Here is a 13,698-nt window from a genome sequence, read left to right as displayed (position 1 = left end):
CCCGCCGTGGCGGCGGGGGCAGCTTACTCGCGCGGGAATCCGGCGCCCAGCGGCGCCAGCTGCATCACGCGGCTGGTCACCACCCGGTTTTTGCCGCTGCGCTTCGCCTCATACAAGGCCTCGTCGGTCATGGCGATCGCCTTGTCCAGCATCATGCCAGGCAGATACAGCGACACACCGATGGACATTGTGATGTGCGCTTCGTCGTGCGCATTCAGCAAGAACGTCGAGCTTTCCACCGCGCTGCGAATGCGCTCGGCCACCCCGCCGATCACCTGCGGATCGTAGCTGGCGGTGATCACCATAAACTCTTCGCCGCCGTAGCGCCCGACAAAGTCCTCATTGCGCACGCTGTTTTGCAACAGCCGCCCCACGCTCGCCAGCAGCACGTCGCCGGCCGGGTGACCGTAAGTGTCGTTGATGTTTTTGAAGTTATCCAAATCGAGGATCATCAGCCCGCACGGGCGACGTTCGGCGCGCTGCAGCATCAGGTGATAATCGACGCTGGCGCGGTTGTTGATGTGGGTCACGCTGTCGGTCGTGGCGCGCGCGCGCATCGCGAAATAGGCGTAGATGTGGCGCTCTTTGAAATTCAGCGCATGATAGCAAATCGCCAGACAGAGCGCCGAAGCCGCCTGGTACAGCAACACATCCGGCCACAGCCCGCTCAGGTCCACCAACAGCCACACCACAACGATACGATACAACGCGATGACGCCGATCGTCAGGTAAAACACCCGATGGGATTTCTTCAGCCACACCCGCGACAGCAGCAGCGGCGCGACGATCGAGGCGATGAACAGGTTATCGACGGTGAAGCCGCCGGTCAGTGCCATAGCGAACAGAAAGCTTACCAGCCCGCTGACGCCGCCGCCGAAGAACGTCACCAAAATCATCGGGATCATCGCAAAGCTGTAGTGAACCTTATCGGTCAGCTCCAGGCGGTCCTGGCTTAAGTACAGCGCTGCCACGCCGGCCAGCAGGCCGAAAATGATGCGCTTCCACCGTACGGATTGATAAGAAAACGGGGCATTCTTGCTGAGCAGGAAATAGCTTATCGACAGCGTGGCGTAGGTGATGCAGGCGTCGCTGTAAAGGGTGGAAATGGACGCAATGTAAGTCATAAATAGTCAGCGCGCTCCTCGGTGTCGCCAGGGGGTAATATGCAGACGTTGAATAACGCATCCCTGTCGTCTCCGCTTCGGCGGCGGCCATTTTACACGGTCTATTAATAGAGTAGCAGTTCTATCTTATCGCTAAGCCGTCTATCTCATCGCGAACGCTTCAGGCTACTCTGTGCTTTGGGTTATCTGGGGAGAACCGCATGAATATCGACGATGAACTGCACGCACTCAGCGAACAGGAAGCGACGCTGGCGTTTGCGCATTTTGACGCCGCGACCGCCTGGGAACTGGGCGCGGCGCTGAAAACCGCCGCCGAGCGGCGCGGCCTGAGCATCGCCATCGAGATCCAGCTGGCCGGGCAAACGCTGTTTTATTACGCCATGCCGGGCGCCACGCCGGATATCGCCGACTGGGTGCGGCGCAAGCGCAACCTGGTGAACCATTTTCACAAAAGCTCTTACGCTATCGGCCTGCGCCTGCAGCAGCGCCAAACGTCGCTGGAGGAGCGTTACGGGCTGAGCGTGCGCGACTATTCGGTGCACGGCGGCGCCTTTCCGCTCACCCTGACCGGCCTCGGCTGCGTCGGCAGCATCAGCATTTCCGGCGCGCCGCAGAAAGAAGATCATCAGCTGCTGGTGAGCACTTTAGCCCATTTTCTCGGCTTATCCCTGCCCACCCCGCATTAACCGTCAAAATCTTGATTGTTCACTTCCTTTTCAGCCGCAGATTCTGCGGCTGACTTACTCATCAGCGGCATTTAGCGCCGGATAAAACGGCGACTCTTTGATTTCCTGCGCCAAATTGATACAGGTCTGGTAATCCGCTGAGCAAAAGGCGTATGGTATCAGTCACGTGACAAGACGGACCTCATCGGGCCCGCCATTCCTTTCACTTTTGAAGATTTGGTACGCACCGTAGATGAAAGCCCATGAAATAAACAAAATTCGCCCCTTCAGCGCGCTGATAGACGCCTGCTGGCGGGAACCTTATAGCCTGGCGCGGTTGCTGAAAGACGCCATCGCCGGGGTGACGGTCGGCATTATCGCCATTCCGCTGGCGATGGCGCTGGCGATCGCCAGCGGCGTGCCGCCGCAGTATGGCCTGTATACCGCCGCCATCGCCGGTATCGTCATCGCCGTCAGCGGCGGTTCGCGCTACAGCGTCTCCGGCCCCACCGCCGCCTTCGTGGTGATCCTCTATCCGGTCTCGCAGCAGTTCGGCCTGGCCGGCCTGCTGGTCGCCACGTTGATCTCCGGGGTATTTCTGCTGCTGATGGGGCTGGCGCGCTTTGGCCGGCTGATCGAGTACATTCCGCTGCCGGTGACGCTCGGTTTTACCTCCGGTATCGCCATCACCATCGCCACCATGCAGATTAAGGACTTTTTCGGTCTGCAGCTGGCGCACACGCCGGAAAACTACGTCGGCAAGCTGTACGCCCTGCTGCAGGCGCTGCCGACGTTGGATCTCGGCGATACCCTGATCGGCGCGGTGACGCTCTTGATCCTGATCTTCTGGCCCAAACTCGGCCTGCGCGTGCCCGGTCACCTGCCGGCGCTGCTGGCGGGCACTGCGCTGATGGGGCTGCTGACGCTGTTTGACCACCCGGTGGCGACCATCGGCTCCCGTTTCAGCTACCTGCTGGCCGACGGCAGCAGCGGCCAGGGCATCCCGCCTATCTTGCCGCAGCTGCTGCTGCCCTGGGATCTGCCGGGCGGCGGCGGGCAGCCGTTCAGCCTCAGTTGGCAAACCGTCTCCGCCCTGCTGCCGGCGGCGTTTTCGATGGCGATGCTCGGGGCGATCGAATCGCTGCTGTGCGCGGTGGTGCTCGACGGCATGACCGGCAAGAAGCATAACTCGAACAGCGAACTGATCGGCCAGGGCGCGGGCAACATCATCGCGCCGTTCTTCGGCGGCATCACCGCGACCGCCGCGATTGCCCGTTCGGCCGCCAACGTGCGCGCCGGCGCCACCTCGCCGGTATCCGCCATCATCCACGCGCTGCTGGTGCTGCTGGCGCTGCTGGTCCTGGCGCCGTGGCTCTCTTATCTGCCGCTGGCGGCGATGGCGGCGCTGCTGTTGATGGTCGCCTGGAACATGAGTGAGGCCCACAAGGTGGTTTACCTGCTGCGCCGGGCGCCAAAGGACGATATTTTGGTGCTGCTGCTGTGCATGTCGCTGACGGTGCTGTTCGACATGGTGATCGCCATTACCGTGGGCATCGTGCTGGCATCGCTGCTGTTTATGCGCCGTATCGCCCGCATGACGCGGCTAAGCGAACTGAGCGCCGACGATGGCCGCCTGGTGCTGCGAGTGAACGGCCCGCTGTTCTTCGCCGCCGCCGAGCGCATTTTTACCGAACTGTTGGCGCGCAGCGAGGGCTATCGGACGATCGTGCTGCAATGGGATGCGGTGCCGGTGCTCGACGCCGGCGGCCTGAGCGCCCTGCGTCGCTTTATCGACGCGCTGCCGGCGGATAAAAAGCTGGTGATCACCGACGTGCCGTTCCAGCCGCTGAAAACCCTGGCGCGCGCGCGGGTGCAGCCGATCGAGGGCCGGCTGCAGTTCTACCCGACGCTGCCGGAAGCGCTGGCGGACACCGGCGCCTAAACGTAAAAAAGCCCGACGAGTCGGGCTTTTTTTTTGGCGATGAGCGCTTAGTTGCTGGTATCCAGCTCCGGGAAGCTCTTCACCAGGTCGTCGATGGCTTTCATCTGCGCCAGGAACGGCTCCAGCTTGTCCAGCGGCAGCGCGGACGGGCCGTCGCACTTGGCGTTGTTCGGATCCGGGTGCGCTTCGAGGAACAGCCCTGCCAGGCCAACCGCCATGCCGGCGCGCGCCAGCTCGGCCACCTGAGCGCGACGGCCGCCGGACGCGGCGCCGAACGGATCGCGGGTCTGCAGCGCATGGGTCACGTCGAAGATTACCGGATGGCCGCCGGTCACGTTCTTCATCACGTTGATGCCCAGCATGTCGACCACCAGGTTGTCATAACCAAAGTTGCTGCCGCGATCGCACAGGATCACCTGGTCGTTGCCACCTTCTTTGAATTTGTCGACGATGTTGCCCATCTGCCCCGGGCTGACGAACTGCGGCTTCTTGACGTTGATTACCGCGCCGGTTTTCGCCATCGCTTCCACCAGATCGGTCTGACGCGCCAGGAAGGCCGGCAGTTGGATCACGTCAACCACTTCGGAAACCGGCTGCGCCTGCGCCGCTTCGTGAACGTCGGTGATGATTTTCACGCCGAAGGTTTTCTTCAACTCTTCGAAGATCTTCATCCCTTCTTCCAGGCCCGGACCGCGGTACGAGTGGATGGAAGAACGGTTGGCTTTGTCGAAAGAGGCTTTGAAAACGTAAGGAATGCCCAGTTTTTGCGTCACGGTGACGTAGTGCTCGCAGATGCTCATCGCCAGATCGCGCGATTCCAGCACGTTCATACCGCCAAACAGCACAAACGGCAGGTCGTTTGCTACGTCGATGTCGCCAATGCTAACCACTTTCTGTTTCATGCTTTCGCCTTTGTTAAGGTTGTAACCGTCGCCTTGCAAACTGCACGGAGTCATTGAATTAATGCAGCGTCACCTGTTTCGGCTCAATCGAATGGATCTGCACTTTGATCACTTCGCTGACCGGGTCTTCAGGACACTGCTCGACAAAATAGTTGAGATCGGAAATCGCGATATGGTTGCACTCCAGCTGGGCGTAAATCAGCCCGCGATCGCGGATCTCGTACGGATCTTCCGGATCGAAGCACAGCACCGTTTCGCTGGTGCGCAGCGCCATTTCCAACTGCTTTTCTTCCATCAGGGCGGCCTTCAGCGTATCCAGCATCTTGCGCACCACCATGATGTTCTCGGATTCGTCGAGATCGTCGTCTTCCAGCTCGGCGCCCAGTCCCAGGTTGCCCTTGATCCACACTTCCAGCTGGTGTTCGCTCAGGGTTTCGCCGTTCAGCGGGTTGATCAGCCACAGCTCTTCATCCAGCCAATCGGCGCGCAGGATCAGCTGAGTGGGGAAAATCACCGGCAGCAGCGGCAAATCCAGCGCGTTGGCGATATGCAGGAAGATGGTGCCGAGCGAAACCGGCGTGCCCTGCCGCCCCTCCAGCACCTTATCCAGCCAGATGGCGTCCGACAGGCGATAGACGCCGCTGGCGCCGCCGAATCCCCAGGTTTTGTAGAACAGTTCGATGAGCGCATCCAGTTGCTGCTCCTGTGTGATGTCGGCCGGCACCGCCGCGCGCGCTTCGTCCACCAGCTGTTGCAGCTTGCGCTCCACGTCGGCGGCGGGGAAATCACGCCTTACCGACTGCGACACCAGGATCACCCCTTCGCTCAGCGGCGAGGTGTTAAATTCAAAATCAGCAATGCTACTCATAGGTATCCCATCAGAAACGGTATTTTCGTCGTGGCAAGTTTAATTATCAGATACAGACAGCCCAACGCCAGCACGAACGCCACGGTTCGCAGCCGCTGACTTTTGGTCTTCTTGCCCAATGCGACGTAGCCAAGCAGGATATAGATAATAACGCCAAACAGCTTCTCGGTCAGCCATGAGTCCATACCCAGCAGCGGATAAAACCCGAACGTCACCACCAGCGCGATGCCGCTGACGAACAGCAGCGTATCGTTCAGGTGCGGCGCTATCTTGACCCAGCGGCGCCCCACGATCGGCGAGCGGCGCCACTGCCAGTAAAAACGCAGCACAAACAAGGTAATACTGATGGCGACCGTCAGCAAATGGAAATGTTTCAACGCGGTGTATGCAGTCATGATGCTCCCTTAGATGGCCCGGACGTCGTTATTATGAGGGGCGCTTATCCCGGCCATTGGCCGAGCGTCACACGATCGTTGTCGCCGTAATCACGGTGGGTGGCGACAGCGGAAAATCCGGCGGCCTGCAGCAGCGCGCGCACGCTCTCACCCTGCTGCCAACCATGTTCCAACAGCAGCCAGCCCTGTGGCTGCAGATAGTGCGGCGCCTGGCGCACGATGGCGGCCAGATCGGCCAGCCCGTGCTCGGCGGCCACCAGCGCGCTGCCCGGCTCGAAGCGCACGTCGCCCTGCGACAAATGCGGATCGGCGGCGTCGATATAGGGCGGATTGCTGGCGATCAGCGCAAAGCGTTGCCCGGCCACGGGCGCAAACCAGCTGCCCTGTAAAAATCGAACGTTGTCGATCTTCAGCTTGTGCGCATTGTGCTGCGCCAGCGCGACCGCGTCCGGCTGCACATCGACGCCGATTGCCGAACAATCCGGGCGCTCGCTGGCCAGCGCCAGCGCGATGGCGCCGGTGCCGGTGCCGAGATCGAGGAAGTGGCAGGGGTGCGGCGGCAGGCGCGCCAGCGCCAGTTCCACCAGGCATTCGGTATCCGGGCGCGGGATCAGCGTCGCGGGCGAGACCGACAGCGGCAGCGACCAAAACTCGCGCTCGCCCACCAGATAGGCCACCGGCTCACCGCGTTCGCGGCGCGCCAGCAGCGTCTCCAGCTGCTGTTGCTGCGGCGGCGTCAGCTGGGTTTCCCCGAACGCCATCAGGAAGGTTCTGGCCTTGCCGGTCACGAAACCCAACAGGATTTCCGCGTCGCGCCGGGCGCTGTCGCTGTGGGTCAAACGCGCGGCGGCGGCTTTCAGCCAGTGTTGATAATCCATCACTCTTGCTCGGCGGACAGCGCAGCCAGCTGATCGGCCTGATACTCCTGCACGATCGGCTGGATCAGCATGTCCAGTTTACCTTCCATCACTTCGTCCAGGCGGTAAAGCGTCAGGTTGATGCGGTGGTCGGTCACCCGCCCCTGCGGGAAGTTGTAGGTGCGGTTGCGATCGGAACGATCGCCGCTGCCAAGCAGGTTGCGGCGAGTGGACGCCTCGGCCTGCTGGCGCTTGGCCATCTCGGCGGCGCGAATGCGCGCGCCCAGCACCGACATCGCCTTGGCTTTGTTTTTGTGCTGAGAACGTTCGTCCTGGCACTCCACCACGATGCCGGTCGGCAGGTGGGTAATGCGGATCGCCGAGTCGGTGGTGTTAACGTGCTGGCCGCCAGCGCCGGAGGAGCGGAAGGTGTCGATTTTCAGATCGCCCGGGTTGATGTCCGGCAGCTCGGCTTCCGGCACTTCCGGCATCACCGCCACGGTGCAGGCGGAGGTGTGGATGCGCCCCTGGGATTCGGTTTCCGGCACGCGCTGCACGCGGTGGCCGCCGGATTCAAACTTCAGCTGGCCGTACACGCCGTCGCCGGAAACTTTGGCGATCACTTCTTTGAAGCCGCCGTGCTCGCCTTCGTTGGCGCTCATCACCTCGACGCGCCAGCGGCGGCCTTCGGCGTAACGGCTGTACATGCGGAACAGATCGCCGGCGAAGATCGCCGCCTCATCGCCGCCGGTGCCGGCGCGCACTTCGAGGAAGCAGCTGCGCTCATCATCCGGATCTTTCGGCAGCAGCAACACCTGCAGCTGCTGTTCCAGCTCTTCGCTGCTCGCCCGCGCCTGTTTCAGCTCTTCCTGCGCCATCTCGCGCATCTCCGGATCGTCCAGCATCATTTCCGCCGTCTCCAGATCCTCCTGCACCTGACGCCATTCCAGGAAGCAGCGGCTGACGTCGGTCAGCTGCGCGTATTCTCGCGACAGCGCGCGGAACCGGTCCTGGTCGGCGATGACGCCGGCATCGCCGAGCAGCGCCTGCACTTCTTCATGGCGCTCTTGTAACGCTTCCAGTTTGGCAACAATAGAAGGCTTCATGCGTGGTAATAAACCCTGTTAATAGAGAAAACTAATGCTGATCCAGCCCGAGGCTGTCGCGTAATAACTGCAACCGCTCCACGTCGCCGTCGCCGGCGGCCTGCTGGAGGGATTTGGTGGGGGCATGAATAAGACGGTTGGTCAGTTTATGGGCCAGCTCGTGAATAACCTGCTCCACGTTGGCGCCCTGCGCGATGGCGGCCAGCGCTTTGGCCTCCATTTCTGCGCGGATCTGGTCGGCCTGCGAACGGTAGTCGCGGATGGTTTCCACCGCGCCCTGCGAACGCAGCCAGGCCATGAAGTTGGTGCTTTCCTGCTGCACGATCGACTCCGCCTGCACCGCCGCCGCTTTGCGCTGCGCCAGGTTGCTTTGAATGATGGCGTGCAGATCGTCCACGCTGTACAGATAGGCGTTGGCCAGTTTGCCGACCTCCGGCTCGATATCGCGCGGTACGGCGATATCCACCAGCAGCATCGGCTGGTTGCGGCGCGCCTTCAGCGCGCGCTCCACCATCCCCTTGCCGATGATCGGCAGCGGGCTGGCGGTGGAACTGATGATGATGTCGGCGTCCGCCAGGCGTTCGTCGATCTCCGGCAGGGTGATCACCTCAGCGCCGACCTCGTCCGCCAGCAGCTGCGCGCGCTCGCGGGTGCGGTTGGCGATGATCATGTGCCGCACTTTGTGTTCGCGCAGGTGGCGCGCCACCAGCTCGATGGTTTCACCGGCGCCCACCAGCAATACGTTGAGATCGGCCAGCGATTCGAAGATCTGCCGCGCCAGCGTACAGGCGGCGAAAGCCACGGAGACCGCGCTGGCGCCGATTTCGGTTTCGGTGCGCACGCGCTTGGCGACGGAGAAGGATTTCTGGAACAGCCGCTCCAGCTCGCCGGACAGCGACTGGCCGCGTTGCGACTCGGCGAAGGCCTTTTTCACCTGGCCGAGGATCTGCGGTTCGCCCAGCACCAGAGAGTCCAACCCGCTGGCCACCCGCATCAGATGGCTGACCGCGTCGTTGCCCTGATGCCAGTACAGGCTTTTCTTCACCTCTTCCGGGCGCAGGTTGTGGTACGCGCACAGCCAGGCGACCAGCTGCTCGTGCATGTGTTCCTGTTGCTCTACGCTGAGGTACAGCTCGGTGCGGTTGCAGGTGGACAACACGACGCCGCCCTGCACCAACGGTTGTTGGAGCAAGCTGGTTAGCGCCTCATCGATGGACTCTGGCGAGAAGGTCACCCTTTCACGCAGAGAAACCGGAGCGGTTTTGTGATTTATACCTAACGCCAGCAGGGTCATTGCTTCGAGTAATACTTATCTTGGTACGGGTTCTCGTTGAACGGCATTCTACTTGATGCGCGGGATCAATAAAAGTAACAACCGCATCTTCCGTTCAATCGCTGTCATAGATGACATCAATTAATGAATAAGCAATAAATACAGCAGGATAAATAGTCATAGGGTAGGTTAATTGCTTAAATTTTAGCGCAGTTTGCGATAACGCGCACGCTATTCGGCGTACGCAGCGGCGGCGTTTGCGCAACTCCGGCACCGCTTATCGGGCGCGCCTCCCCCGCCTTCAGCCGATTGTGTTAATCTTAATGGCGACCCCGACGCGCGCGCCGGGTTGGCATTGCGCCGGCAAAAGCGGCAAGATTCAACGCGATGCAGCAAAAAATTGACGCGTCGCCGCCGCCCCGTTAGCGTGAGCGCTGAATCCGGGTTTCGTCGCGCATGCCCGCAAGGACAAAAGGACAAGAGAAAGTTATGCCAATACGCAAAGTTAGTTTGCTCCGTCTGATCCCGCTGGCCAGCCTGGTGCTGGCCGCCTGTACCACCACCAAGCCGACCGGCCCGGCCACCAGCCCAACCTCACCGCAGTGGCGCGCCCATGAGCAGGCGGTGCAACAGCTCAGCACCTATCAGACCCGCGGCTCCTTCGCCTACTTGTCTGATCAGAAAAAAGTCTACGCCCGCTTCTTCTGGCAGCAGTTCTCGCCGGAGCGCTACCGCCTGCTGCTGACCAACCCGCTGGGCAGTACGGAAATGGATCTCAACGTGCAGAAAAACGTGGTGCAGCTGACCGACAACCAGGGCAAACGCTACGTCAGTGACAACCCGGAAGAGATGATCCGCAAGCTGACCGGCATGGCGATCCCGCTGAACAACCTGCGCCAGTGGATGCTCGGTCTGCCGGGCGAAGCCAGCGATTTTGCGCTGGATGACCAATATCGTCTGAGCAAACTGACCTACCAGCAAGGCGGCCAAACCTGGAAAGTGGATTACCAGGGCTACAGCAACGAGGTGCAGCCGACGCTGCCGAACCGCCTGGAGCTGCAGCAGGGCGACCAGCGCATCAAGCTGAAGATGGATAACTGGACGCTCAAATGATCCGCCAGTGGCCCTCCCCCGCGAAACTCAACCTGTTTCTGTACATCACCGGCCGTCGTGAAGACGGCTATCACCTGCTGCAGACGCTGTTCCAGTTTTTGGACTACGGCGACACCCTGACCATCGACTCACGCCAGGACGACCGCATTCACCTGCTGACGCCGGTTGAGGGCGTGCCGGACGAGCAGAACCTGATCGTGCGCGCCGCCCGCCTGCTGCAACGCTATTGCGATGAACGCGGCCTGCAGACCGCGCCGCGCGGCGCCGATATCAGCATCGACAAACGCCTGCCGATGGGCGGCGGTTTGGGCGGCGGTTCCTCCAACGCCGCCACCGTGCTGGTGGCGCTGAACGAATTGTGGCGCTGCGGTCTTGGCGACGACCAACTGGCAGAGCTGGGGCTCAGCCTCGGCGCCGACGTGCCGGTGTTCGTGCGCGGCCACGCCGCCTTCGCCGAAGGCATCGGCGAGCGCCTGCAGCCGGCCGAGCCGCAGGAAAAATGGTATCTGGTGGCGCATCCCGGCGTCGGCATCCCGACGCCGGTTATCTTCGGCGACGCCGAATTGAAAAGAAACACCCCGGTTCGCTCCTTAAGTGAGCTGTTGCAGGCGCCGTACGCAAATGATTGCGAACCGATCGCAAGAAAACGTTTTCGCGAGGTTGAACAGCTTCTTTCATGGCTGTTAGAATACGCCCCGTCACGCCTGACTGGCACAGGTGCTTGTGTGTTTGCTGAATTCGACACAGAAATCGCCGCCCGTCAGGTGTTAAATCAAGCCCCGGAGTGGTTGTGTGGTTTTGTAGCGCGCGGCGTTAACGTCTCCCCACTACATCGCATCCGTTCCGGGCGGTTTGAGTCGTAGCTCAACGTTTCGCTGCGCAGGGTCATGCACACCTGGCCCTGTTATCCCTGCGCTGCCTGCGGTCTCAATTTTAGTTTTACATACCCGTATGTATATTGCGCCGGCGTCGCCGACTGCCCCTTGGCGATGTCGCATGACAATATCTTCTCTGGACGCAAGCCTGAGGTTCTTCTCGTGCCTGATATGAAGCTTTTTGCTGGTAACGCCACCCCGGAACTAGCACAACGTATTGCCAACCGTTTGTACACCAGCCTTGGTGACGCCGCTGTAGGTCGTTTTAGCGACGGCGAAGTGAGCGTGCAAATCAACGAAAATGTACGCGGCGGTGATATTTTCATCATCCAGTCCACCTGTGCCCCGACCAACGACAACCTGATGGAACTGGTTGTGATGGTCGACGCCCTGCGTCGCGCCTCCGCAGGTCGTATTACCGCCGTTATCCCTTACTTCGGCTATGCCCGCCAGGATCGCCGCGTGCGTTCCGCGCGTGTGCCAATCACCGCCAAGGTTGTCGCCGATTTCCTCTCCAGCGTAGGGGTTGACCGCGTTCTGACGGTGGATCTGCATGCTGAGCAGATTCAAGGCTTCTTCGACGTACCGGTAGACAACGTGTTCGGCAGCCCGATCCTGCTGGAAGACATGCTGCAGCAAAATCTGGAAAACCCGATCGTGGTTTCTCCGGATATCGGCGGCGTGGTGCGTGCCCGCGCTATCGCCAAACTGCTGAACGACACCGATATGGCCATCATCGACAAACGTCGCCCGCGCGCGAACGTTTCTCAGGTGATGCACATCATCGGTGACGTGGCAGGCCGCGATTGCGTGCTGGTCGACGACATGATCGACACCGGCGGCACCTTGTGTAAAGCGGCTGAAGCGTTGAAAGAACGCGGTGCCAAGCGCGTATTCGCTTACGCGACGCACCCGATCTTCTCCGGCAACGCCGTGGACAACATCAAGAACTCGGTGATTGATGAAGTGATCGTCTGCGACACCATTCCGCTGTCGCCGGAAATCAAGGCACTGAAAAACGTTCGCACTCTGACCCTGTCCGGCATGCTGGCTGAAGCCATCCGCCGCATCAGCAACGAAGAGTCGATCTCTGCGATGTTCGAGCATTGATTCGTCGTCTTTCCGGTGCGGCGCCCACTGCGCCGGAAAGATAGCGAGCCCGACAGCAGAAAAAGAAAAACCCGTTGGTGCGCGAGCAACAACGGGTTTTCTACTTGTAGTCCGACATGACCTCAAACCTTAATGCACGGCAGATGTTCCCTTGCCCCGCTCTTGCTTCCCTTCTGCTTTTTTAATCAATGCGACGAACGATGTTGATCGTTGCGGCACCGTTTATCAAAGTGTTTTACCCACCAGTAGCGATCCGCTACCTGCTCGCGGCCGCCGATACGCGCGCCCACCAGCCACAACAGCGCGCCGACGAAGATGCTCATGATGGCGCCGTGGGCGAAAAATTGCGGTAAATTGAACTGCGATACTTCAGCAAGAATGGAGTATCCGACGCCGCCGATCATCACGACCAGGCCCAGCCCCATAAAAAAGTTGCCCACTCTGTCCGCGTTTCTACGTTTCATATGCCACCTCCATGATTGCCATGTGCCAACCGGGATAACGCTGCAACTTGTTAACCCACTTTGATAAGTTAAGTATAGCCCTTGCTGCGGCAAGGGGATTGCGGAGGCGATCACAAATGGTAAAGAATTATTGACACTTCTTAACACACGGCTGAAAATTAGCGGACAAATTGAATTATTCAGCTAATGAATCATTCGTCTTTGTTACCTGCGACGACGGCGGAGATCGGATTTTGTCATTCGCCGCCCCGACAGGTAGACTAACTCCCTTTCCATTACCCTGATCATAGCGAATCACTCAGTGAGCAGTATTAAATTGATAGTCGGCCTGGCTAACCCGGGCGCGGAATACGCCCAGACGCGCCACAACGCCGGCGCCTGGTACGTCGATCTGCTGGCCCAGCGCCACAATCAGCAGCTGAAAGAAGAGAGCAAGTTCTTCGGTTATACCGCCCGTTTGAACCTGGCGGGCAACGACGTGCGCCTGCTGGTGCCGACCACCTTCATGAACCTGAGCGGCAAAGCGGTGCTGGCGATGGCCAACTTCTACCGCATCGAACCAAGCGAGATCCTGGTGGCGCACGACGAGCTGGATCTGCCGCCCGGCGTAGCCAAAATCAAGCTCGGCGGCGGCAACGGCGGCCACAACGGCCTGAAAGACATCCAAAACAAGTTCGGCAACAACCCGAACTTCTATCGCCTGCGCATCGGCATCGGCCATCCGGGCGACAAGAACAAGGTGGTGGGCTTCGTGCTCGGCAAGCCGCCGGCCAGCGAGCAGAAGATGATCGACGAAGCGATCGACGAATCGCTGCGCTGCACCGAGATGCTGATGAAGGACGGGCTGGAAAAAACCGTTCAGCGCCTGCACAGCTTCAAGGCGCAAGCCTGAACCTTGCCGCAGCGGGCGCCCTGCCCGCTGCCGGCTTTTAGCCACGCGGGTGGAAGGTCTCCTCGCTCACGCGGCGTCTCCTCTCCTGCTGCGGATCGCCCCGCCAAACAAG

14 protein-coding genes are annotated in these 13,698 nt (G+C 60.5%); 6 read left to right on the top strand and 8 right to left on the bottom strand.

The window, feature by feature from the left end:
• Positions 1-23: 23 nt before the first annotated feature.
• Positions 24-1,124 (bottom strand): GGDEF domain-containing protein, encoded by a 1,101-nt coding sequence (locus ACJ8IP_RS01700; protein ID WP_273974333.1) that lies wholly within the window; start codon positions 1,122-1,124, stop codon positions 24-26.
• Between the two features lie 200 nt (positions 1,125-1,324).
• Between ACJ8IP_RS01700 and ACJ8IP_RS01695 the strand changes: the two genes are divergently transcribed.
• Complete coding sequence (locus ACJ8IP_RS01695; protein WP_193159956.1) at positions 1,325-1,810, top strand: heme-degrading domain-containing protein; 486 nt, start codon at positions 1,325-1,327, stop codon at positions 1,808-1,810.
• A 232-nt stretch (positions 1,811-2,042) separates the two neighbouring features.
• Complete coding sequence (dauA, locus tag ACJ8IP_RS01690) at positions 2,043-3,731, top strand: C4-dicarboxylic acid transporter DauA (protein ID WP_442524282.1); 1,689 nt, start codon at positions 2,043-2,045, stop codon at positions 3,729-3,731.
• A gap of 47 nt (positions 3,732-3,778) precedes the next feature.
• Here dauA and kdsA read toward each other — a convergent pair whose 3' ends face one another.
• Genes kdsA through hemA form a run of 6 tightly spaced genes read right to left on the bottom strand, consistent with a single transcriptional unit; the run spans position 3,779 to position 9,153 of the window.
• Entirely contained in the window at positions 3,779-4,633 is an 855-nt protein-coding gene (kdsA, locus tag ACJ8IP_RS01685) for a 3-deoxy-8-phosphooctulonate synthase (RefSeq protein ID WP_004941087.1), read from the bottom strand.
• A 58-nt stretch (positions 4,634-4,691) separates the two neighbouring features.
• On the bottom strand, positions 4,692-5,501 hold the full coding sequence (sirB1, locus tag ACJ8IP_RS01680; RefSeq protein WP_033642759.1) for an invasion regulator SirB1: 810 nt from the start codon (positions 5,499-5,501) through the stop codon (positions 4,692-4,694).
• Positions 5,498-5,896, bottom strand: a complete 399-nt coding sequence (locus tag ACJ8IP_RS01675; protein ID WP_033642758.1) for a SirB2 family protein — start codon at positions 5,894-5,896, stop codon at positions 5,498-5,500. Before ACJ8IP_RS01675 ends, sirB1 begins: the two co-directional genes overlap by 4 nt.
• A gap of 44 nt (positions 5,897-5,940) precedes the next feature.
• Positions 5,941-6,774, bottom strand: a complete 834-nt coding sequence (gene prmC / locus ACJ8IP_RS01670) for a peptide chain release factor N(5)-glutamine methyltransferase (RefSeq protein ID WP_042784258.1) — start codon at positions 6,772-6,774, stop codon at positions 5,941-5,943.
• Positions 6,774-7,859, bottom strand: coding sequence for a peptide chain release factor 1 (gene prfA / locus ACJ8IP_RS01665; RefSeq protein ID WP_033652048.1), 1,086 nt, complete (start codon positions 7,857-7,859; stop codon positions 6,774-6,776). Before prfA ends, prmC begins: the two co-directional genes overlap by 1 nt.
• A 31-nt stretch (positions 7,860-7,890) precedes the next feature.
• Positions 7,891-9,153, bottom strand: a complete 1,263-nt coding sequence (hemA, locus tag ACJ8IP_RS01660; protein WP_019454778.1) for a glutamyl-tRNA reductase — start codon at positions 9,151-9,153, stop codon at positions 7,891-7,893.
• A 468-nt stretch (positions 9,154-9,621) separates the two neighbouring features.
• Here hemA and lolB point away from each other — a divergent pair, with 468 nt between their 5' ends.
• The 3 genes from lolB to prs all read left to right on the top strand — a co-directional run bounded on the left by lolB (position 9,622) and on the right by prs (position 12,230).
• Positions 9,622-10,245: a lipoprotein insertase outer membrane protein LolB gene (gene lolB, locus ACJ8IP_RS01655; RefSeq protein WP_025302493.1), complete on the top strand. Its 624-nt coding sequence runs from the start codon at positions 9,622-9,624 to the stop codon at positions 10,243-10,245.
• Positions 10,242-11,108: a 4-(cytidine 5'-diphospho)-2-C-methyl-D-erythritol kinase gene (ispE, locus tag ACJ8IP_RS01650; protein ID WP_187048813.1), complete on the top strand. Its 867-nt coding sequence runs from the start codon at positions 10,242-10,244 to the stop codon at positions 11,106-11,108. Before lolB ends, ispE begins: the two co-directional genes overlap by 4 nt.
• Before the next feature lie 174 nt (positions 11,109-11,282).
• Complete coding sequence (prs, locus tag ACJ8IP_RS01645; protein ID WP_004941061.1) at positions 11,283-12,230, top strand: ribose-phosphate diphosphokinase; 948 nt, start codon at positions 11,283-11,285, stop codon at positions 12,228-12,230.
• A gap of 185 nt (positions 12,231-12,415) precedes the next feature.
• Here the strand turns inward: prs and ychH are convergent, their stop codons facing one another.
• Positions 12,416-12,694 carry a stress-induced protein YchH gene (gene ychH, locus ACJ8IP_RS01640; RefSeq protein ID WP_108680531.1) on the bottom strand — a complete coding sequence of 93 codons (279 nt, stop codon included), beginning with the start codon at positions 12,692-12,694 and terminating at the stop codon, positions 12,416-12,418.
• Between the two features lie 301 nt (positions 12,695-12,995).
• Between ychH and pth the strand changes: the two genes are divergently transcribed.
• Positions 12,996-13,586 carry an aminoacyl-tRNA hydrolase gene (pth, locus tag ACJ8IP_RS01635; protein ID WP_021504829.1) on the top strand — a complete coding sequence of 197 codons (591 nt, stop codon included), beginning with the start codon at positions 12,996-12,998 and terminating at the stop codon, positions 13,584-13,586.
• Positions 13,587-13,698 lie beyond the last annotated feature (112 nt).

Source organism: Serratia sp. CY52157 (assembly GCF_052168495.1).
Classification (GTDB): domain Bacteria; phylum Pseudomonadota; class Gammaproteobacteria; order Enterobacterales; family Enterobacteriaceae; genus Serratia; species Serratia ureilytica.
The sequence above is the reverse complement of the archived record's forward strand: the minus strand, read 5'-3'. Positions and strand labels throughout refer to the sequence as shown.

What these genes read in the sequence shown, in the direction of transcription:
- ACJ8IP_RS01700 (WP_273974333.1), bottom strand. Translation starts at nt 1,124, where the DNA reads ATGACTTACATTGCGTCCATTTCCACCCTTTACAGCGACGCCTGCATC.
- ACJ8IP_RS01695 (WP_193159956.1), top strand. Translation starts at nt 1,325, where the DNA reads ATGAATATCGACGATGAACTGCACGCACTCAGCGAACAGGAAGCGACG.
- dauA (WP_442524282.1), top strand. Translation starts at nt 2,043, where the DNA reads ATGAAAGCCCATGAAATAAACAAAATTCGCCCCTTCAGCGCGCTGATA.
- kdsA (WP_004941087.1), bottom strand. Translation starts at nt 4,633, where the DNA reads ATGAAACAGAAAGTGGTTAGCATTGGCGACATCGACGTAGCAAACGAC.
- sirB1 (WP_033642759.1), bottom strand. Translation starts at nt 5,501, where the DNA reads ATGAGTAGCATTGCTGATTTTGAATTTAACACCTCGCCGCTGAGCGAA.
- ACJ8IP_RS01675 (WP_033642758.1), bottom strand. Translation starts at nt 5,896, where the DNA reads ATGACTGCATACACCGCGTTGAAACATTTCCATTTGCTGACGGTCGCC.
- prmC (WP_042784258.1), bottom strand. Translation starts at nt 6,774, where the DNA reads ATGGATTATCAACACTGGCTGAAAGCCGCCGCCGCGCGTTTGACCCAC.
- prfA (WP_033652048.1), bottom strand. Translation starts at nt 7,859, where the DNA reads ATGAAGCCTTCTATTGTTGCCAAACTGGAAGCGTTACAAGAGCGCCAT.
- hemA (WP_019454778.1), bottom strand. Translation starts at nt 9,153, where the DNA reads ATGACCCTGCTGGCGTTAGGTATAAATCACAAAACCGCTCCGGTTTCT.
- lolB (WP_025302493.1), top strand. Translation starts at nt 9,622, where the DNA reads ATGCCAATACGCAAAGTTAGTTTGCTCCGTCTGATCCCGCTGGCCAGC.
- ispE (WP_187048813.1), top strand. Translation starts at nt 10,242, where the DNA reads ATGATCCGCCAGTGGCCCTCCCCCGCGAAACTCAACCTGTTTCTGTAC.
- ychH (WP_108680531.1), bottom strand. Translation starts at nt 12,694, where the DNA reads ATGAAACGTAGAAACGCGGACAGAGTGGGCAACTTTTTTATGGGGCTG.